The 18,957-nt window shown below is 30.9% G+C and carries 25 protein-coding genes; 12 read left to right on the top strand and 13 right to left on the bottom strand.

Features of this window, described 5'->3' with window-relative positions; translation table 11 throughout:
• Positions 1–140: 140 nt before the first annotated feature.
• The 8 genes from RU87_RS08755 to RU87_RS08715 all read right to left on the bottom strand — a co-directional run bounded on the left by RU87_RS08755 (position 141) and on the right by RU87_RS08715 (position 6,740).
• On the bottom strand, positions 141–800 hold the full coding sequence (locus RU87_RS08755; RefSeq protein WP_068164918.1) for a restriction endonuclease: 660 nt from the start codon (positions 798–800) through the stop codon (positions 141–143).
• Positions 801–1,087: 287 nt separating this feature from the next.
• Positions 1,088–2,200, bottom strand: a complete 1,113-nt coding sequence (locus RU87_RS08745) for a hypothetical protein (protein ID WP_068164923.1) — start codon at positions 2,198–2,200, stop codon at positions 1,088–1,090.
• 108 nt (positions 2,201–2,308) lie between these two features.
• Positions 2,309–2,632 carry a glutaredoxin family protein gene (locus RU87_RS08740; RefSeq protein ID WP_068164925.1) on the bottom strand — a complete coding sequence of 108 codons (324 nt, stop codon included), beginning with the start codon at positions 2,630–2,632 and terminating at the stop codon, positions 2,309–2,311.
• A 9-nt stretch (positions 2,633–2,641) separates the two neighbouring features.
• Complete coding sequence (locus RU87_RS08735) at positions 2,642–3,928, bottom strand: LysM peptidoglycan-binding domain-containing protein (RefSeq protein ID WP_068164928.1); 1,287 nt, start codon at positions 3,926–3,928, stop codon at positions 2,642–2,644.
• Positions 3,925–4,251: a holin gene (locus RU87_RS08730; RefSeq protein ID WP_068164932.1), complete on the bottom strand. Its 327-nt coding sequence runs from the start codon at positions 4,249–4,251 to the stop codon at positions 3,925–3,927. The genes RU87_RS08735 and RU87_RS08730 overlap by 4 nt, the downstream gene beginning before the upstream one ends.
• 205 nt (positions 4,252–4,456) lie before the next feature.
• Complete coding sequence (locus tag RU87_RS08725) at positions 4,457–5,167, bottom strand: lysozyme (protein ID WP_096835845.1); 711 nt, start codon at positions 5,165–5,167, stop codon at positions 4,457–4,459.
• 44 nt (positions 5,168–5,211) lie between these two features.
• Entirely contained in the window at positions 5,212–5,877 is a 666-nt protein-coding gene (locus RU87_RS08720; protein ID WP_096835844.1) for a hypothetical protein, read from the bottom strand.
• Positions 5,878–6,320: 443 nt separating this feature from the next.
• On the bottom strand, positions 6,321–6,740 hold the full coding sequence (locus RU87_RS08715; protein WP_068164574.1) for an ArpU family phage packaging/lysis transcriptional regulator: 420 nt from the start codon (positions 6,738–6,740) through the stop codon (positions 6,321–6,323).
• Positions 6,741–6,992: 252 nt separating this feature from the next.
• Between RU87_RS08715 and RU87_RS08710 the strand changes: the two genes are divergently transcribed.
• Both RU87_RS08710 and RU87_RS08705 read left to right on the top strand, forming a co-directional pair.
• Positions 6,993–7,580, top strand: coding sequence for a helix-turn-helix domain-containing protein (locus RU87_RS08710; protein WP_068164577.1), 588 nt, complete (start codon positions 6,993–6,995; stop codon positions 7,578–7,580).
• 3 nt (positions 7,581–7,583) lie between these two features.
• Entirely contained in the window at positions 7,584–7,988 is a 405-nt protein-coding gene (locus RU87_RS08705) for an ImmA/IrrE family metallo-endopeptidase (RefSeq protein ID WP_068164580.1), read from the top strand.
• A gap of 288 nt (positions 7,989–8,276) precedes the next feature.
• Here the strand turns inward: RU87_RS08705 and RU87_RS08700 are convergent, their stop codons facing one another.
• A complete protein-coding gene (locus RU87_RS08700; RefSeq protein ID WP_068164583.1) occupies positions 8,277–8,885 on the bottom strand; it encodes a hypothetical protein in 609 nt (202 codons plus the stop codon).
• 420 nt (positions 8,886–9,305) lie between these two features.
• The gene (locus tag RU87_RS08695; RefSeq protein WP_143471404.1) at positions 9,306–9,962 is read right to left on the bottom strand and encodes a CHAP domain-containing protein; all 657 of its coding nucleotides are present in this window, start codon (positions 9,960–9,962) and stop codon (positions 9,306–9,308) included.
• 623 nt (positions 9,963–10,585) lie between these two features.
• Here RU87_RS08695 and RU87_RS08690 point away from each other — a divergent pair.
• Entirely contained in the window at positions 10,586–11,167 is a 582-nt protein-coding gene (locus RU87_RS08690) for a DUF6287 domain-containing protein (RefSeq protein ID WP_068164593.1), read from the top strand.
• A gap of 899 nt (positions 11,168–12,066) precedes the next feature.
• Positions 12,067–12,684 carry a hypothetical protein gene (locus tag RU87_RS08685; protein ID WP_068164597.1) on the top strand — a complete coding sequence of 206 codons (618 nt, stop codon included), beginning with the start codon at positions 12,067–12,069 and terminating at the stop codon, positions 12,682–12,684.
• A 179-nt stretch (positions 12,685–12,863) separates the two neighbouring features.
• On the opposite strand, the gene RU87_RS08680 is transcribed toward RU87_RS08685, so the two are convergent.
• Positions 12,864–13,052, bottom strand: coding sequence for a helix-turn-helix domain-containing protein (locus RU87_RS08680; RefSeq protein WP_068164600.1), 189 nt, complete (start codon positions 13,050–13,052; stop codon positions 12,864–12,866).
• A 150-nt stretch (positions 13,053–13,202) separates the two neighbouring features.
• On the opposite strand from RU87_RS08680, the gene RU87_RS08675 reads away from it, so the two are divergent.
• Positions 13,203–13,469 (top strand): CRISPR-associated protein Cas2, encoded by a 267-nt coding sequence (locus RU87_RS08675; RefSeq protein WP_068164603.1) that lies wholly within the window; start codon positions 13,203–13,205, stop codon positions 13,467–13,469.
• Between the two features lie 398 nt (positions 13,470–13,867).
• The gene (locus RU87_RS08665; protein ID WP_068164607.1) at positions 13,868–14,758 is read left to right on the top strand and encodes a hypothetical protein; all 891 of its coding nucleotides are present in this window, start codon (positions 13,868–13,870) and stop codon (positions 14,756–14,758) included.
• On the opposite strand, the gene RU87_RS08660 is transcribed toward RU87_RS08665, so the two are convergent.
• Positions 14,751–14,945, bottom strand: coding sequence for a hypothetical protein (locus RU87_RS08660; RefSeq protein WP_068164610.1), 195 nt, complete (start codon positions 14,943–14,945; stop codon positions 14,751–14,753). The two genes, RU87_RS08665 and RU87_RS08660, sit on opposite strands and share 8 nt — an antisense overlap.
• Before the next feature lie 193 nt (positions 14,946–15,138).
• On the opposite strand from RU87_RS08660, the gene RU87_RS08655 reads away from it, so the two are divergent.
• Positions 15,139–15,351 (top strand): hypothetical protein, encoded by a 213-nt coding sequence (locus RU87_RS08655; protein WP_068164612.1) that lies wholly within the window; start codon positions 15,139–15,141, stop codon positions 15,349–15,351.
• A 4-nt stretch (positions 15,352–15,355) separates the two neighbouring features.
• Here RU87_RS08655 and RU87_RS09910 read toward each other — a convergent pair whose 3' ends face one another.
• Positions 15,356–15,487, bottom strand: a complete 132-nt coding sequence (locus tag RU87_RS09910) for a hypothetical protein (protein ID WP_269447769.1) — start codon at positions 15,485–15,487, stop codon at positions 15,356–15,358.
• 471 nt (positions 15,488–15,958) lie between these two features.
• On the opposite strand from RU87_RS09910, the gene RU87_RS08645 reads away from it, so the two are divergent.
• The 5 genes from RU87_RS08645 to RU87_RS08630 all read left to right on the top strand — a co-directional run bounded on the left by RU87_RS08645 (position 15,959) and on the right by RU87_RS08630 (position 18,780).
• Entirely contained in the window at positions 15,959–16,354 is a 396-nt protein-coding gene (locus RU87_RS08645) for an XRE family transcriptional regulator (RefSeq protein ID WP_068164615.1), read from the top strand.
• 13 nt (positions 16,355–16,367) lie between these two features.
• Positions 16,368–16,646, top strand: a complete 279-nt coding sequence (locus RU87_RS09865) for a hypothetical protein (protein WP_231860460.1) — start codon at positions 16,368–16,370, stop codon at positions 16,644–16,646.
• A 99-nt stretch (positions 16,647–16,745) separates the two neighbouring features.
• Positions 16,746–16,955, top strand: a complete 210-nt coding sequence (locus RU87_RS09860; protein WP_231860461.1) for a hypothetical protein — start codon at positions 16,746–16,748, stop codon at positions 16,953–16,955.
• A gap of 93 nt (positions 16,956–17,048) precedes the next feature.
• Positions 17,049–17,480, top strand: coding sequence for a hypothetical protein (locus RU87_RS08635; RefSeq protein ID WP_068164618.1), 432 nt, complete (start codon positions 17,049–17,051; stop codon positions 17,478–17,480).
• Between the two features lie 316 nt (positions 17,481–17,796).
• Positions 17,797–18,780, top strand: a complete 984-nt coding sequence (locus RU87_RS08630) for an Abi family protein (RefSeq protein WP_068164621.1) — start codon at positions 17,797–17,799, stop codon at positions 18,778–18,780.
• The last annotated feature ends 177 nt before the right edge of the window (positions 18,781–18,957 follow it).

Below are 18,957 nucleotides of genomic sequence, written 5' to 3'. Positions count from 1 at the left end.
TTCATGTCCATTTTACCAGGAGCTGTTCACTTTAGTTATTTTTTATATACCATTTCATACTGCATACAAAAAAACCTTGACTGATCAAAGGCTTCTAGGTATAATACGCATATAATTACTTAATATTAAACTGCAAGGAACTAAGCGTCTTTTAAACTATTTTCTAATTCATGAGGTTTTATAAATTTTTCAAATGAAACATCTAACTTAAGACAATTCAATTTGTCTGATAACATTTTATTCAAATGTTTACCTTTTAAATTTTTCAGTTCACTCAAATCAAAATCCAATATAAAGCAATTATTCTTCAAAGCTATTTTTTTCACCAATCCTTTTGAATCACTCCAACTATCAGGATTACCCGTCAAACCTTTCTTAGATATAAAAATACCATTATTAGTATTTGACACATTCATTAAACTATAAAATTTACCAACATATGTTACGCCAACTGTTTCATTATAGTTTTTACATTCTACTAAAAACTTCTTTGGTAATGATGGATATAAACGAGATCTATAAAAATATCCTTTTTCACTCAACTCTATAAATAAGTCAATCTCATTTGTTTTAGTTCTTAAATTTTGTTTTATAAAATATAATTTGTGAACTTCAAAAATTTTAGCTATTAAATTTTCTAGCGCATCCCCTATATCTTTTGTACTTTTGAAATTACCAGAAACTATTTGATCTATGGCTATATCAATATTATCAGATTGTTCTTTAGTATATTCTAAACCTTTGCTTATTATATCAATCTGATCATTTACGAAATTTTCTAATTTTTCTAATTCATTCATTTTTATTTACCTTGAAAAAAACAAATACATCTTTAGTTAAATCAACTTTTAAATCTGCATATAAGTCATCATCGAAAATGAAATCTGGTATTTCACTAAAAGTTGTGTATTCCTTAGGAAAAGTTTTATCTCTAATTTTTATTTGAAAAACAGTAATTAAAATGTCTGAATCTACAAGGATTGATATAATCTTTCGAGAATCTTGTTTAGATATACTAAACTTTCTTTGTACATAAGAAGTATATATTCTTTTATTTTTAAAATTATCTAAACTATTTAAAAACGAATCAACTAACTCTGGAGTTGTTATCCCAAGCTTTATTATTTTTGATTTCGCAGTATGCTTCGAGTATTGATTCAATGACATCATTCATTCCTTTCCTTCCTTTTTTGTGATTATAATAATTCAAAAGGGTATATGGATAATCGGATAGATCAAATTTTACTTGAATTTTTTTACTTTTAATTTTATCATCCCATATAAATGTGATCCAAGGTAAATGAGACGTTAATTCGGTGTCACTTATAAACGAATCTAAAAGTTGTTTTATCTTTGGAGATTTAGAAAATAATTCATTATTAACTTCCATTATTTTTTTTAAATCACCTAAAATAGGCAAAACAATATTTTCTGATTCACTAGAATCTAATACTGCTTGTGATCCAGTATCCAAAACCATTTTTTGCGCAGAAACCTTTGCAATACTTTTGTTTTTCCCATTCTCGTCCATATCTTTTATGTATTCTAAAGTACTAAAAAAGTCAATTGGATCTAATGATAAACCTATACATTGTTCGAGATATCCTGCTATACTGCCAATCATGTTTCCAAAAAAATCATTATTTTCCATCCTAAAATATAAGCCAACACTATCAACATCTATTTCAATAAATTTTCTTTTATTTCCATCTATTTCGTTTTCCCACAATTTGACAACAGCAGAATATGTCGTTTTAAATTTTTTTATAACATCATTTATAATTTTTTGACCATCAAGCAAGAAAGTAAAAATCATTGCACCATTCAATTTCGTAGCTTTATAATCATTAATTTTACTAACATTTCGAATAGTTGAATTTAAAATAGTATTTCCTTTTGTGATTTTATTTACGATTTCCTTTATTTCTATATCATCATGCAATTCAAATATAGCACTATACTTAAATGATTTTGATGATTGTATATTAATATAAGCATCTAAAATTATATCTTTATAATTGGCTAAAATCTTTTTTATTTTAATATCCGCAGTTACCTTTTCATTTAAAATATCATTTAAAGACTTTTTTATATTTTCATATTTTTCTGTTTTGGCTAACGCTCTAATGGAAGTGATATACTTTCTCTGCAAAAAATTGGGCATTACTGTAATTTCTTCATTAAAATATTGATAAAACATGAACTTCCCCTTGGTAATCTTTTTATACAATTAAACACTAAAAAAAATTATATGTCAAATTAAATACAAAAAAGCCCTACAAACACAAAGTCTGTAAGGCTTTTATCTTTAATTTATTTTTGAATTCCAAAACTTAATCTTATCAGGAACGAAACCAGACCAAACATCTAAAACTTTCTCAGTTTCATCATCAATGATTTTGATCAGTGGCAATGACGTTATCTGATACTTTGCTTTGAGTTTTTCGACCTTCTTTTCACTCCATTCACGCTTAGAAATATCTTTGCTATCTAACTCAATAGAGTTTGTCTGCTCTGAATTTCCATAGTAAGTGTTTTCATATGGCAATCCTAGACTATCTCGTAATTTAGGTGTCATTTTGCAGAGCATACAATGTGGTTTAGTGTATAGTACTGCGTGTAATTTCGCCATAGATACCTCCTAAAAGTTCAACACCTGACCAACTTGAATAAAGTTAGGATTGCTAATGCCGTTATCTGACACTAGACGTTCCACCGTTGTGCCGAACTGTGCAGCAATCGTTGATAGTGTATCGCCTGATTCTACAACACACTGACGTGCTTGTGTCGCTACAGATTGACCGCCTGACACACTTAAGGTTTGACCAGGGTAAATAATGCTAGGGTTGCTTAAAGCATTAACACGCGCCAACTCTTGCCATGTCGTGCCATACTCCGTAGCAATGCCACTTAGGTTTTCTCCGTATTGCACGACATGAGTTTGCATGCCTGTTTTTGGTGTGATTGCACTTGTTCCACTTGCACTTGTTCCACTTGTTGATATATCCAAAGTCTCAACGTCGTATACACTTAACCAGCTCATGATACCGCCAAGCAGAACCTTATCACCTGATTTTTCAATAATTGGGTAGGATGTCCCTTTAACCCACTGCGGGATAGCTTCACCAGTTGCGTAGTTACTTGCACTAAAGTTGACTTTGACTGTCATACCGACTTGCTTTTCATTACCCTTAACTTTATCAGCCTCTTTACCTGCATCGATTGCTGGTGTATTATTGTTCGGTTTTTCTGCGTCACCGTGACGATATCCGTTGTCTGTCACACCTGACAGATCGATGTTACCATCAAGTCCTCCAGCCACATAAGTTGATGTGAACTGGAAGACCTGGATATTATCCCAAGACGGAAAGAAATTATAATTAGGTATTGGGGTAACATTATAGTCAGGATACTCACCCAACCAAAGCCCAAACTTGTCTGAGATACGTTTCAAGTCAAGATTATTGGTCAAGAAATGTTTATATCCATATAACAATGGTGTATAGCCACGATCTTTGATGTACTGTAATGACCAAAAAATCACATCAGTATTAGCGTTTCCGTCCTCAACATCTAAGGCCACAATAGACCCTTTAGGTGTTTGAACTTGTGCCAGCATTGTATCTAATATATTTTTGGCCAAAGCTGTGTTAGTTACACTTTGGTACCAGATATATGTGTGAGCACGTTTTCCTTGTGCGATCGATGACTGCACCTGTGAGGCATAAGTCGACTGCCAATAGATGCTAGTACCATTGTAGCCACCAATCTGTGAGATTGAAAACTTATCATGTCCATAGCCAAATTTACCCTGATCTCCCTGATAAACTGACCAGTCTACGCCACGATCTTCAACTGCTGCCATGACTATTGTTGCATCTGTAAACATAAATAAGACAAAAACTAAGCTTGCTACTATTTTCTTCATTTGTCTTCCTCCGTGTCAATCCCCTTTGATTTAAGATACTTTACCAATTCCTGAATCATAGGATTAATTTGACAAATCAGTTGAACCATTCGAGCAAAAAAGAACAGTAAAGATCCGTTAATCACCAAAGATATTTCATTTAGATAAGTATTCGATCCTGATTTATCAAGAAATTCAAATACACCCCAAAATATACCGATCGTTACAAAGTCAATTAGTGTCCTCTTTTTTATTGGTGGCTCCATCTTTTCACCATCTTTTATCCAAGATAACCCTAAGATTATCAAGATAAGGCATGATATGCCAATTAATTTATATTCCATTTTTCCTCTCTTCTATTGAAATATCCTTTTTCATTATTCATTTTTCTGCTTAAATTATCCCAGTAATAGCAATATGAATTGATTGATTAAGATTATCTACCTCATTTTTTAAATTCATAAACTCATTTCCAAAGACTATAAAAGCAATCAACAGCTCACCTGTTAATTGCTCGTTTTGTTTTTATCGTAATACTTATGTCATTTTTTAGCCACGATAATCTAATTTTGCACCCATAATCAAATTTGTAATGACTAAATAAGACATGCTACCTTTTGTTAAACTTTTAGCCGTTGATAACTGATAGCCTTCAGTCACAGCATCAACTTGGCTTTGGCCATTTAAAATACTGTACGTACCTCGATTTAAATTAAACAATACAAACGAACCATTTTTAATATATTGATTCACATTTCCACCTGTACATTTTGCTATAAACATCTCTAGATCTCCTTCTTTATTCTTATTATCATTATCGCTAGCAGTTGATTGATAGAGTGCAATCTCTGCCTTACGTCTTCGAGTCAGTCCTGCTTCGAATTGTGTCCCCTTATTGACATAAAGTATCATTTGAGAACAAATCCAACTATCACTTGCCGTCCTGCTCCAACCATATTTATCAAATACACCACCGCCCAAGTTATAAGCAAAAGATACAAGTGCATCAAATTGAGACTGATTAAATGATCGAGTGAAAAAACCACTGACGGCATTTTCATAAGAGACTAAATCAGAAATTAATTGAGCATCTGCTTTAGCTTGTGACCAAGTTGTGACACCTGCCACTAAACTTGTGCTCGACTTAGATTCTGCATGTCCCCAGCCAATCGTGATCATCCCATCACCAATATCATAAGCGGTAAGTCTACATCCTTCATACTCTTTAATGAGATTTAAACCTTTTGTTCCTACCTTCATTGCTTATCCTCCATTTTTATTACTTTATTAATCTTTAATTTGCCTTATTTTTTCAAACCATTTACGACTCTTTGTAGTCGGGCATCCCATGGAGCCGAACGATTTGACCAATCCATAATAGGTATATCTTTACCTGTATTAGCCTTATAAATCGTATTTAGTACTTTCATTTCATCAGGATCAGTCAGCGACGTCATGTTTTGACCGTTGAAAAACAGTAAACCTGTTCCATTATTAATAATACAATACATTTTAAAATCTCCTTCTTTTTTACCATTGTCGTCGTTAGACTCATCTTTACCAGCAATTAGTTGTACACCATCTACTCCGATAGACCATCCTAAATATTGAAAACCAAAATTAGCAAACCAGTTACTGATTTCTGCTAATGATGTGTAAATACCTCTAGACCCAGAATGGACTTCACTATCATGAATTTGTATGGCACCATTGCTATTAACGTAAGCAAGTGCAACATGTCCTTGTCCCGTATTTGGCCCCCTGTTAATTGACCAAAATAACACAAACCAGACATTTTTAGGGAAAGCTGTATCTGCTTTTACCCACCCTTTAGTATTGGCAATATTATATGCAATTTGTGCATTAACGCTTCTTTGTGGTGCATTTACAGTGTCATCCACATATTTAAGACACCAACCAGCTGTTGCCCCAATATTAATATTGGGATAAATTAATTGTTTATAGCTCATCTCTCCTCCTTTAAAAAGTAATATATAGTGCGCACTATAATCTTTCAAATTATGAAACTTGTATGCAATGACTTTTTAATAACTCATCTATCCACAAGCTTCATAAGTTTATTCTATCAGTATTATTTGAGCATTTATCCGATGTTATTCCGATGCTTTTCCGACTTGATAGCCATCCATATTGTCACTAAATAAATGGGGAGATAAGATGGGGTAAGCATCATCTATAACATAGCTTTGACACATAGTATTTAAAATAAAAAAGAGTCATTAACAACATACAAGTTAATGGCTCTTTTTATATTAATGTGGAAGATCTGTACCTCATAAAGCAATTTTCTTTATCAGAGCCAGTTAAAAATACAAAATTATACCACTTTCAATTTTCATATTAAGTAACATTACTGCGATAAATTTATGTCTCAACTGCATTAGCTAATTCATTAAAAATTTGCATTACTGTCTGTTGTTTTAAATGCTACTAAGAATTGAATATAGCCACTTCTTAGATAGTCATTATAACGACTGGATGAGTATCCAGAAAGTAGGGCTAACTGAGGTTGTATATACTCAGTATTATCCAGAAATTTTTTACTCAGTATTTCTCTTTGGGTAAGTTCACAACATGAGACACATTTTTCTATTTGTGCAATGCGATTCACAATAGCAGTATACTCAGATATCTCTTGACCTACTTGATCATCAGATGGGTTTTGCCTACTATCATTCGCAGGTGATTTGATATATGGAAATTTAAGCCTTTTCACTACCTTTAGCGCTCGATAACTCTTTAAGATTTTACGGCTTTCCGCTATTGCCTTTTTTAAGTCTTTGTCACTGTATAATAAGTTTAGTTCGTCCAAATTCGTACTCCTTTTTATATTTTCTATTTTGCCTATCAATTTATGTGTAGTTACACCGAATACCATTAAATGGTATATTTTTATAAAAAATAAATGAGCTTCCGTTTCATAAAGCTCATACGCTTTTGAAACGATTTAAGCAGACCCACTCATAATTTTTATAAGTTTTTTTATGATAACACTTTTATTGATTGATATGAATTCATTTTATACCATTTAAAAGTATATGTCAATTATTAAATGGAATATTTTATGGAAATTACTTTTAAACTTTACATATCTACCATTAAAAAGTATAATGGTCATATGGAAAATAAACTAAAAATCAGTTCAGATAATATTGGCAATAAAGAAATAATGGCTAATAATTTGAAGCGATTATTGGATTCACAACGGTTAAACCCTCATCAATTTTCAGATATAATGGGGTTTAAATATACTACTGTCATGAATTGGATGAAAGCCAATTCCTACCCGCGTATTGATAAAATTGAACTCATTGCCAAATACTTTGGTGTTGATAAATCAGATTTAGTAGAAGCATACAATCCCATTAAAGTAGAGCAATCATCTAATCAAAAAATGCTTGATGATGTCTTTTCTAAACTTGAAAATAAACGTCAAATAAGAGTTTTAAACTTTGCTAAATCCGAATGGGATCAACAAACAACAGAAAAAATTACTGCTATAGATAAACACACAAAAATCTATTCTGAAGAAGATTTTGAGCGTATGGCGAAAAAAGCTGTTGCTTTTGGTGGTGGAGAATTATCCAATAAAGATATAGAATTTCTCAAACTATATCTTAAAAATAATACGGATAGAATCAAAGAGGATTAGCCTATGCATCAGACTTTGAAAGAAATTATAAAAGATTTGGGTATAGATATCGTCATTGCATATGGCATCGGTAGAGATGGTCTATATTTACCTGAGACAGATACCATTTTTATTAGAGAAGGGTTGACTGATATACAAATGCACAATGTCCTACTTCATGAACTGGGACACTTGATATTGAAACATGCCGATACACCTTTATCCAGCCCTTGTTATCATATGAAACAAGAAAGCCAAGCTGATGACTTTTGGATAGAAGCGTTAGCAAAAGAATATTTGAGTAAATTTGAAGGTCAACCTGAATATGTCGATGTTTATAAATTTCTATCTGTATACCAAATTGAGCTTAACTATTATGACAAAGCTAAACATATCTTGACAAAATTGATGCTTGAATCATTCGCTTGATGATTTAATGTGAATAATCAGATCATTAAGCGATATAAACACTATGAATAAATTAAATACTTATCAAAAACTATTAGACTTTCTCTAGTAGTTTTTTAAACTCATAAAATCTGCTATCATTTTTCAAGCAGAAATTTCGATGAGACATTAGTTCTTCATATTTTTTATTACTCACTAAATTATTTTAATGCCTAATATCTATACCATGTAAAAAAGATCTTTTAGACATTTGTCTACAAGATCTTTTAATATAAAATAATCTATTTAAAATACTACAAGATAAAAATATTATTCAATACCTAAGCCTTTGGCTTCTTCATCTGTTAAACTAAAAGCATTTATACCTTTACCATACTGGGCTTTATACACTTTTTTTATTAATTCAGCTGCATCAGCAGTTGTTAACTTCTTAATATCTGTACCTACCATATAATATATAAAGCTATTGTAAACTAATAATGCTTGTGCCATCTCTTCATCTCCTTCTGGTGTTGGTTCATCTTCATATGGTGGTCTAATAAATCCGATAAAACCACCTGTTAATCCATGTTTTGATACATATTTTCTACCAGCATAATTTTCATCGTAAACCTGTATGCCGTCTTCTGCGATAAGACCTGTATGCCCACTAGAGTTGCCTGCTTGCTCTCCACTCATCACGAAAAAATCACCTGGTTGTGCACCTTCTGATGCTGGAACTTTGGACCATCCATCAGGAAATGACAAATTCCAAATTTCCTGTGCAGTCCCTATACCAACAAACATAGCGGTACCAAAAAACTTTTGTGAAACATAATTTACCAAATCCATATCTTGGACATCAGATCCATTATTAAATTCAATAGCATTACCGATATTAGCTTCTAACCATTCTAATACTTCTTTCGATGTTGTCATACTACCTCCTTTTCGTTTCGAAAAGCGCTTTTCATAGTTAGTGTATACCTTATAAATATCAATGTCAACCTATAACTTTATCGATTCTCTAAAACGATTTTACAGATTTCAGATTATCAATCACTATACTGATTAACATATTTCTTGATTTATCAATTTTTTCACTTAATTTGCTGATTAACGTCTATTTTATCAAGTCCAATATAATATAACCATTTAACAAGTCTGATTTCATTTATAATTCACGCTATACCATTTAAAAAAGATCTTGTAGACAAATGTCTACAAGATCTTTTAATATAAAACTTTTGATTTATAATAAGCAACAATTTAAATCCATGAGTAAACTAGGCATTTAATTGAGACCTCTGTAATAAAAAGATTATTTTTTTATTTAAACTCAATGTAAAAGTCCAAATATTAAGATTTAACTGTTCTAGATTCTTTTTGCCATAAATCAAATGTTTTTGTAGCTAATTCAACATTTTTAATACCAGCATTCCATGCATTCTGTGCATCTTTTGAATCTAAAAATGACAAGAATACTCCACCTTGCATTAATGCTATGCCACGTTGTGGCGCTGAAATTGTAATCATTTCTTCTTCCTCTTCTTTCTTTTTATCATTATCATCTAGTGTCGTCTCCAAGTGGACGAATGTAACGCCTGTTGAGCTATTAAATGTACTCAACGAACGTGACATAACAACTGTTCCGTTTTTAGAATGGTCTGCATCAAGACCGCCATATGGAGCTCCATAATTAGCTTCTCCTGTAATGACTGTATCCCCATCAATACCTAATACAATACCAGTATGCCCAGCAAATTCAGTGCCGTAAGAACCATTATAAGGTGAAATTGAAAATAAAGATATTGCTTGTGGCGTACCACTTTTTGAAAATTTACCACCGTTAGCAGCGATAAATTTATCAACCATTTCATAACCATAGCCACTAGGCATAGCTAAACTTACATTACCTTTTGTATAGTTTTTTAAAAACCATTGACTAAACAAAGTACAGTTTGAATGTGCATCTGGCCACCCTCCCATAGTACCATACCACGTTCCTGGCGACATAGGTAATGGAGTCGATAGATACTTATTCATTAAGTCTTTTGATTCATTTTTTGTTAAACCTGAAACCATTTAACCCCTTTCTGATGTTAAAAATACAGTGCGCACTATATCATTTTTTATTTGAAGCTTGTGTTCGATACTGTTTAATTTGTAGTTGCCTATCTATCCACAAGCTTCATAAGATTATTTTATCAACTTATTTGGCCTTTTTTTCCGATAGGTTTCCGATATATTTTAGTATCTCCTTCACTAGTCATATAGTATTGATACCTAAGTTCACTTCTTTCCTACAGAGTAGATGCATTAAGGTGTATGATAGTAAATTACTGTTAAGTTATACAATTCAATTCATGACAATTACCTTGGTCTAATGAACATTAGATGATATATGAACTGAGTAAAAGAACTATAACACCACAAAAAAAGCTTTAAAAGGGAGTTAAAGTGGTATAATCTAATTAAAGATAGACAATGCTTATATTTAGATAAACATAAGCATATGGCTACTAGGTTAAATAAATAAAAGAAAGTAAAACAAAAAATATCTGTTAAGGGGCCTAGATCAGTTTTGAGTTACGTATCGTGCAGGATGGATCCACGTTAAAAGCTTTCAGGAGAAAACTATGAAAAAGGCAATTATTTTAGGGTTATTATTAAGTTCAACCTTGCTTGTAGGGTGTTCGAATAGTAAGAAAACCACTGAAGTTTCAAAAGAAAGTAAAATTGAAAAAAGTTCATCTAAAAAAGAAGAAACTCAAAACATAAGCACAACATCAGAAGAAACAGCATCAACTGATCAAACAGTGCCTGAAAGTTCTTCTCAGAGCACAACTCAATCTCAATCCGCTGCAGAACCATCAGTAACTGAGAGAGATATTGATGCCAGTGCAATTTTTAATGGTGATATTAGTTCTGTAGTAGGTAAATGGGAAAATGTAAAAGGTGATTATATCATTTTAAATAATGATTATACTGTTATTCATTCAGGGGGAGAAAATTCACCAAGCACTTTCAAACTATATGAAGCTGACTACAAAAAATTTGTAGCTAATCCCGGTTTTGTTGTTCCCAGTGTAGCTGGAGGTTATGCTATTATGTTATTTCCAATTGGTCACCCTAATCTTATGGAGGATCAATCTAACATAAACAGACCCAGACTTATATGGGGGAACTCACCTTCTGAAGATTTTTATTATAGAAAATAAAACTGCCCTCTTTTTTCCAAGCAAAATAACCTTATTCAATCCTGATTAACCAACTTGTCGACTGCGTCTCAGGCATCAGTTGATAATAAACTGTGTAAAATAAGAAAGAATAAGAACAAATAGTATTACGAACACTAGCAAAAGTAACATATGCATCTTTATCTGGTTTTGTATAACTAATGACTCCGAATCTTTAAAAATATAAGCATTTTGATTTTTTTGTAATATAAGAGAAGAAACCTTAAGAACAGATTTTAAAACTTAATATACATATATCTATTTGATTATTAGACTTAAGAACTGTATTTTATTTTAGAAGTATTTTATTTTTTTTAAGGAACAGTAACCTTAATTGTAGAAGATTATGCCAAATCTGAATTACTATTCGCTTTACCATCATGACTAAGTTTACTTTTTCCTTTGAACTCAAATTATGTATGTTTTATTCTATTTTTTTATCGTTTGACTTGTCTAACTGCGATAGTAGTTTAGCGTAGTTGCTTGTTGTGAATGCTGTCATGCTGTACCTTTCTAGTAACCAACCCAGAACATATTTTTCTCTGCTTCTGCACTGACCCATGCGGTATATATTACCCTATTGATATATACTCTCTTCGATTTACTTTGGCATATCAATTTTTAAAGGGATAGTCTCCAGTGGTCATTGCTCACATTCTCGTCTAATAAGAGGATTCAGCTAAGCTAATTTCTTTCTTAAACTGAAGTTTTCTAAGCCAATTTTTGTCAGATAAGTCTAGTGCCATATATCCTCTTTCTTTTGAGGTATAATTGAGTTGTAAATATTGTTAGTGAAGCGCTGTACAAAGCGCTTTTTTTGTTCCAAATAAATGTTTCGTTTTATTTTTGATATAATTAGTTAAAAAACTGGTGGTGTAAAAATGTTGGCAATTATTATTTCTGTTATTTCTATTTCAATGTCACTTTTTCTGTTTATTAAAAATCTTTTTGAAACGAGGATAAATTTTGGTGTTTCTGCAATCAATTTTATTTCAAATGATTCCAAAGGAAAATTGTTCGTTAAAATCAGCTTCGTAAACCATTCATCTAAACCTTTAACAATAAAATCTATGATATTTTTAGATCATAATAAGAAAAAATATTCTTTAATAGATACCAATCATTATAGATATAATTGCGAACACGGTGAAGACATCCCCTTTGTGGACAAAGTCGAGTATAGACAAAGAAATAAATATAAAGATTATGAAACAAAGACAGATATATTGCCAATAACAGTTAAAGCCTTTTCTAGTTTTTCTGGATATTTTTCATTCTACTTCCCAAACAATGATTCTTGGATAATTTCTAACAAAGAAGGTTTTATTGAAATAGAAACTTCTAGAATTGATATTCAGCATAAAATTTATGGAACAAACGTGTTGATGGGAGAAACAAGAAATAACAAAATAAGACTTCAAACATTTATTTGGTATCAAGGTCTTATTATGATCCGTATTTCTAAAATTCTGAAGTATTTAGAAGTTCCACAGCAATAAGACTAGCTACAGCTATAACTATCGCTAAAGTTTTATCTGTTCAAGAATTTAATTATTTTTATCGCGAATTTTATAAGAAAATAAATATCAATTGGAACTCCTATACAATTTTTTTCTTTTACATAATATGCTCTTTTTGGCGAAGCCTTAACTTCTTTCTAGCCATAAGAGCTTTATGTTTATCTAAATTCATCTAAGCTGATTGCAAGTGCATTAGCTATTTTTACCATTGTTGAAAATTTCAAATCATCAAATTTACCATGTTTTAAAGCTGAAAAATTCTGCTTGCTAGTCCCAGTTAATTTAGATAATTGATATACTGACATTTCTCTTTTTGTTAATATTTCATTTATCTTAAAACACAACATATTGTGTTTGACCTTTTAGACCATTCTATTTTTAATACTATATATAGTAAATTGAGATTGACTACATAATAGATAATTGATATAATGTACATGTGAATGAAATACCGCGGCTAGCTCTTTTTATTCAAAATATTATAGAAAGGAGAACACATGAAAAGTTTTATTGTTACATATGATCTAAACAGTTCTGGTAAAAAATATGATGATCTTATTTCTAAAATCAAAGATTACTCTAACTGGGCTCATATCAATGAATCTGTTTGGTTTTTAAAAAGTGATGATATTTGTTCAGTTATTAGAGATAACTTATTAACCGATATAGATGATGATGATAGCTTATTTGTGGCTGAATTATCTGGATCAGCAGCTTGGAGAAATACGCTCTGTAGAAACAAATTTCTTAAAGAACATTTGTAGATTTATAATTCGTCACTTTTGTGGCGTTTTTTTATTTCTACTGAAATGACGTCATCATCTATGTATTTTACTGTCTGTTTAATATGTTGTTAATTGTTCAAATCAGAAATAGTGTACTCTTGAACTTCTTCATTAATAATTAATGTTTTTCCCATTTTGTTTCCTTTCTAACGTAAATTGAAATCATCGATAATTTTCAAAATAATCTTATGAGCTTGTGGTGTACGCAATTTACCGCTAAGCTCATTTTTTCAATTTGATTTTCTTCAATGAAAGCATTGACAAGTTGTTAACTATGATCACTTGCTGGCATATTATCCTCCTTTTTATAAATGATGTTTGTTTAATTTAATAATCAATATTTTTTGATATAATTGAAATAAAAAGGATAATTTTAGATGAGATTTAGAGAACAACTAACAATAATCAACCAAAATATTGGCGATTTGAAAGTAGAATTTGAAACTTCCCAAACATTGGGTGTTAATTTCAGACATGTAGTTAACACCCAATCATTAACTAAAGCAATACAAAACATATCAACTATTGGGTTTATAGATACTGAAATCCAAACATTTATTGCACTAGGTGTAAGTTTAAATCCCATAACCAATTATCAAATCGGATCAGATGATTCTGTTACATTTCAAGCTTTAATAGATAATATAAGACTTAAAACAGAAGCAGTTAAATCCTCAATTGAACTATCTCTCCCTGAACAATCTGAAAATTCAATATCAATTGGGCTTCCAGATTATACACATTTTAATAATATTGAAACTGTTACAGAAACGTTAAACAAATCATTATCAATTATTTGTGGAATAGAAAATTATAGAAGTGAAATTATGATTCAAAATTTTGATTCTGGAAGTCTTTGGTTTGAAATTGTATTGACTAGCAGTTCAACAGTGGGATTTGTTGGATTTATAGTGAAAACTTCATTTTCTCTTGTAGCACATTTTAGAACTTTACAAATGCAGAAACTAATTTTAGAATCAATGGAAACCGAAACATCTCAGAAATCTAAACTTTATGATGGGTTGAATCAAATTTTCGACTATCAAGTAAGACAAACACTTGAGAATGCTACTAAAAATGAAAATAAACAGATTGATCCAGAGGATATTTCAAAATTAGTAAAATCTATGTCTTTGCTTATCCCTCTTTTAGAGCAAGGAACAACATTTGCTCCCGCAAGTATACAAACCCCTGAAACACAAGCAGAATTTCCAACTATAGAAGCAATGAAAGCCTTGGCATCTCAAAAACTGATAGATACTAAATAATATTTTCATTTTGACTCAGTAAGCTACCAGTATATGGATTCCAATACTTATGAATTTCAATATTTTCTTTTTTGGTAACATCAAAATTTAGCTCGATTGTATGTACCACAGCAATAGTCTCCACGATATGTGGATTATTTAGATAGTCAGAAAACAATTCTGTTTTGGATTTTAGTCTGTTATCCATTAAATACTCCCTTTTCTAGCCCATTAGGGTTTTTTTTATTTCTCAACTTAATTACGCGAGGACACTTCATTGCTATTACCAACCTCTTGACATCCTATGTTGGGTAGTCATTATCATGTCCTAGAGATAGCTATATTATCGAGTTAAGATTTTGTTATAATAGAATCAATTTACAAGAAAGGAGATTTCATAAATGAAACAATTCATTCTGTCCTTAATAGAAACTGAAAAAGTTAGAATTCATTTTTTAGACGGAAACACTAAAACCTTTAGCGCTCCAATCAAAAGTGATTCAAGTACTGATGAAACCAGTATTATATTAAGCGACGGTGACAAAGATTATTTTATTAATCTTAATTCAGTAGCATATGTCACCAAAAGTGTTGTAGCTAAAGCACTTCTTTGATATTTTAGCTAACAATTTTATAAAGCTCAGTAATTGCAGCAACAATAGCTGGGTTTTCTCTTGTACCAAGCACTCTAAGAACAGCTACTATAAAATTATTTATCTCTTGAGAAACGGTAAATGCTACTTTTTCCATCCAACTACTCCTTTCTATTTTATTCCGTACGCTTCGCATACCATGGTGATGAATTTGTTAACGTACAGCTTGCCTTTCATTTTTCCACTCATTATGTTGGAAACATCAACTTTGTTGTACCCAGTCAATCTAACAAGATCCATATTAGGCCACTTTTTTTCTTAAAGAAACTCCTTGATATTTTGACATTATAAATCCCAGTTTTTCGCCACTTCAGTCATTAAACTTTTCTCCTTTCGTAATTTGTAAGATAAAAAGTTAGAGTATTTTGTGATTACCTCTTGATATGTTTTAGAGAATATCATAAAATAAAAATACAATCAAATCACCTAATTAAAACTTTTAACATTCTAAACGGAGCTTTTTAAGTATTTTTATAGGATTTTAAAATTTTTTTTACTAACAAACTATCTTACAAAAATAATTTTATAATATTCTCTAAAATATTTTTGTATATTTTCTGGAGGAGAAATGATAACATTTGAGAGAGTTAAATTTTTAGCTAATAAACAAGGGAAATCATTAAATAAAGTGGAAGAAGATCTCGGTTTTGCTAAAAATTCGCTTTATGCTTTGAAAAGAAACAAACCATCTATTGATAGGATTGTAAAACTAGCTGATTATTTTCATGTAACAGATGCCTATCTTCTTGGTAGAGTAGATAACCCAGAAATCTTTGATTGGGATTCAGTAGTAGGAGCAGAAAAGGAACCTAGTGAAAAACCAAAGCAGCCAGTCGATCTTGCAGATCTAGTGGACGATAGTAAAATTAACTGGGATGATTGGGTCTCGTTTGACGGTAAACCACTTACTGACGAGGTCAAAACTGCTATGAAATTAATACTCGGGAAACGACTAGAGGACTAATGAGAGGGAATATATGGATAAACAGTATCTTATATCTTTCCTAATAAGTGAGACAAAAAAACAAAGCTTTGAAATATTTCACGCCAACAACTTACCAATACCTGCTGTTGTGAATGTCAGTAAGAAATTAATGATATATAACCAAGATACCGCTACACCTTTTGGGATTGCACACGAACTTAGCCATATTATAAACAAAGATCACCATAGACGTTATGAATATGATGCGCTTAGCCCACAGGAAATACGCGCCAATCGCGAGGCTGTTCTCACGCTGTGGCAAGAGTTTTAGGATCAGGGCGCTGATTATAGTCACTTTAGCTTATTCGTAGAGCTGACTGAATGTCCGTTTGATTTAGCATATGCTGTGATTAGCAGAGAATACAATGAGATGATTGAGGCAATAACAGAAATATATGAAAATGATATTTCTGTAGATATAGAAAAAAGTCAACTACACAAATATGCAATTGACTATATTAGTAGTTGTACTGAAATTAAAACAATCAACATATATACTTTTTTATATGCTTATCACTTAGCCCATGATCTATATGACGCAGAAAAACCAGAGTTCTGCAAACTAGCAGGTGTAGCTTAGATTTATTTTTTGCCATTATATTCAGATAATTTATATAAATAATTAACAAATTGTGCGAACTTGATCCACACTAAAAGCAAGTAGGAGGATATTATGGAATCAACTTATTTTATTGATAAAAAATCTTTAAGTCTTATAAAGTTTTTTAAAACATATAACGTTATAATAGCTGTCTTGAATGCTATAGCTATTATATTTATTTGCTTTATGATAGCCACCCATAAGTCAGAACCTGTAAAAAGCACTAAAGCAGATGATACTACATCTTATTATTCCACGTATGATGGAGATGATTCTCAAACTGAAAAAACCGAAAATCAAAAAAATGGCGAAAAAGCTGCTATAATATTTTTAACTATTTTTCTAGGAGCTGGTTACACAATTTTAATATTTATGGGAACTGAGATGATTATCAAACACTTTTCAAATGTTGCTGAAAATAAAGGTATACAGTTTGAAATGTTTAAACAAACTGAAGAATATGGCTACTATGTCAAACATTTAGAAGAAACAAAAAATAATTAAAACAATAAAAAAACGTTACTCATTCCCTCGTCAAATACTGTTTCAAAATATTTTGCTGGAGGGTTTCATATTAAAAGCTGAAATTCATATATAAAAACCTGTATGACTCAATATGAATACAAAATAGACTTAAATGACTCTTTATCAACTTGTATTAAATCATATAGGGTCATATAGAGTTATACGAAATAGATTTAAACATTTTTAATTGACAAGTATATAAAAATATAATATAGTAGAGGTACTTAAGAAATAGCTTTTGGATTAACCTAAGGGTCCCAATTGCGGAAAATGCCTCTCATCGAGAGGTATTTTTTTGGTTAAACCACATAAAACAACACAACAACAATTAGATATACTATATTCAAGAGGCGTTAGATTAACTAATTATTCTCAAAATAAACGTTATCTTTTAACAAACAATTATTATTCAATAGTTAACGGATATAGTAGATATTTTTGGATTTCAACAAACAAATATATTTCTGGAACTATTTTTGATGATATATCCATGTTATATTTTGTTGACAGAGAGTTAAAATTTACTTTTCTAAAAGCAATTTTGGAAGCCGAAAAACATTTACGATCCATCACTGCCTATACTTTATGCGAAAAAATGTTATCAGATACCCCATTAGCTTATCAAGAGATGGAATTTTATACCTATTCAAATCAAGTTTATTCTGAACGAAGAGATATACAGTACTTAATTCGAAGATTCAATAATATTATCAATAAATATAATTGTCAAAGAGGGAATAACCCCATTAAGAATCATTTAAACAATCATGAAGGTGTTCCTTTTTGGGTAATGGCTGAATACCTTACTTTTGGAGAATTAAAAATAATAATCAAGTATCTCCCTTCTATTCAAAATACTATCGCAAAACGATTATATTCCTTCATCTCTCCTAAGATGAAAATTACATCCTATTTCAGCTCAACAGAATTGTTATCTTTCATAGAGAATATATTTGAAATAAGAAACATCTGTGCACACGATTCTAGACTATTTGATTATAAATGCAAAAATAACCTTGTTTACTATCCACCGCTCCATGATAAATATGTTATCACAAGAACTTCACCTAAAAGCGATGTTTATAATACTTTTTTGGCATTACAATGCTTTCTAAGTCATACTCAATACTCGATTCTTCATAACACTACCTTGAAAAGAATAAAATATTTGGATAATTACTTAAGAAAGCGATCATATCTTATATCAACAAATAAGATGTTAAATACACTTGGATTTCCAGATGACTGGCATCTTACAACTAATCCAATAAAACAGTAAAGATAATGTTAAAAAAACGTTACTCGCTCCCTCGACCAAAAGATTTTGAGTAAGGTATGACCAAATATAGTAAATATAAATTTTGAGATCAATAAACTGATGATCATTCTTAAAAAAATAAAAACATAAAGTTTTCACTTTAGAAAATTACCAGTAAAATAAAAATCCAGACATAAT

Origin of the sequence: Pseudolactococcus plantarum (assembly GCF_002441715.1) — a bacterium.
In the GTDB taxonomy this organism is placed as follows: domain Bacteria; phylum Bacillota; class Bacilli; order Lactobacillales; family Streptococcaceae; genus Pseudolactococcus; species Pseudolactococcus plantarum.
The sequence above is the reverse complement of the archived record's forward strand: the minus strand, read 5'-3'. Positions and strand labels throughout refer to the sequence as shown.

Bases quoted from the DNA above. Each gene is read 5' to 3' on its own strand.
- RU87_RS08735 (WP_068164928.1), bottom strand. From the start codon at position 3,928: ATGAAGAAAATAGTAGCAAGCTTAGTTTTTGTCTTATTTATGTTTACA.
- RU87_RS08645 (WP_068164615.1), top strand. From the start codon at position 15,959: ATGATAACATTTGAGAGAGTTAAATTTTTAGCTAATAAACAAGGGAAA.
- RU87_RS08635 (WP_068164618.1), top strand. From the start codon at position 17,049: ATGGAATCAACTTATTTTATTGATAAAAAATCTTTAAGTCTTATAAAG.
- RU87_RS08655 (WP_068164612.1), top strand. From the start codon at position 15,139: ATGAAACAATTCATTCTGTCCTTAATAGAAACTGAAAAAGTTAGAATT.
- RU87_RS08710 (WP_068164577.1), top strand. From the start codon at position 6,993: ATGGAAATTACTTTTAAACTTTACATATCTACCATTAAAAAGTATAAT.
- RU87_RS08665 (WP_068164607.1), top strand. From the start codon at position 13,868: ATGAGATTTAGAGAACAACTAACAATAATCAACCAAAATATTGGCGAT.
- RU87_RS08695 (WP_143471404.1), bottom strand. From the start codon at position 9,962: ATGTCGCCAGGAACGTGGTATGGTACTATGGGAGGGTGGCCAGATGCA.
- RU87_RS08720 (WP_096835844.1), bottom strand. From the start codon at position 5,877: ATGAGCTATAAACAATTAATTTATCCCAATATTAATATTGGGGCAACA.
- RU87_RS08675 (WP_068164603.1), top strand. From the start codon at position 13,203: ATGAAAAGTTTTATTGTTACATATGATCTAAACAGTTCTGGTAAAAAA.
- RU87_RS08745 (WP_068164923.1), bottom strand. From the start codon at position 2,200: ATGTTTTATCAATATTTTAATGAAGAAATTACAGTAATGCCCAATTTT.
- RU87_RS08755 (WP_068164918.1), bottom strand. From the start codon at position 800: ATGAATGAATTAGAAAAATTAGAAAATTTCGTAAATGATCAGATTGAT.
- RU87_RS08705 (WP_068164580.1), top strand. From the start codon at position 7,584: ATGCATCAGACTTTGAAAGAAATTATAAAAGATTTGGGTATAGATATC.
- RU87_RS08680 (WP_068164600.1), bottom strand. From the start codon at position 13,052: ATGTTGTGTTTTAAGATAAATGAAATATTAACAAAAAGAGAAATGTCA.
- RU87_RS09860 (WP_231860461.1), top strand. From the start codon at position 16,746: ATGATTGAGGCAATAACAGAAATATATGAAAATGATATTTCTGTAGAT.
- RU87_RS08660 (WP_068164610.1), bottom strand. From the start codon at position 14,945: ATGGATAACAGACTAAAATCCAAAACAGAATTGTTTTCTGACTATCTA.
- RU87_RS08685 (WP_068164597.1), top strand. From the start codon at position 12,067: ATGTTGGCAATTATTATTTCTGTTATTTCTATTTCAATGTCACTTTTT.
- RU87_RS08730 (WP_068164932.1), bottom strand. From the start codon at position 4,251: ATGGAATATAAATTAATTGGCATATCATGCCTTATCTTGATAATCTTA.
- RU87_RS08700 (WP_068164583.1), bottom strand. From the start codon at position 8,885: ATGACAACATCGAAAGAAGTATTAGAATGGTTAGAAGCTAATATCGGT.
- RU87_RS08690 (WP_068164593.1), top strand. From the start codon at position 10,586: ATGAAAAAGGCAATTATTTTAGGGTTATTATTAAGTTCAACCTTGCTT.
- RU87_RS09865 (WP_231860460.1), top strand. From the start codon at position 16,368: ATGGATAAACAGTATCTTATATCTTTCCTAATAAGTGAGACAAAAAAA.
- RU87_RS08725 (WP_096835845.1), bottom strand. From the start codon at position 5,167: ATGAAGGTAGGAACAAAAGGTTTAAATCTCATTAAAGAGTATGAAGGA.
- RU87_RS09910 (WP_269447769.1), bottom strand. From the start codon at position 15,487: ATGGAAAAAGTAGCATTTACCGTTTCTCAAGAGATAAATAATTTTATA.
- RU87_RS08740 (WP_068164925.1), bottom strand. From the start codon at position 2,632: ATGGCGAAATTACACGCAGTACTATACACTAAACCACATTGTATGCTC.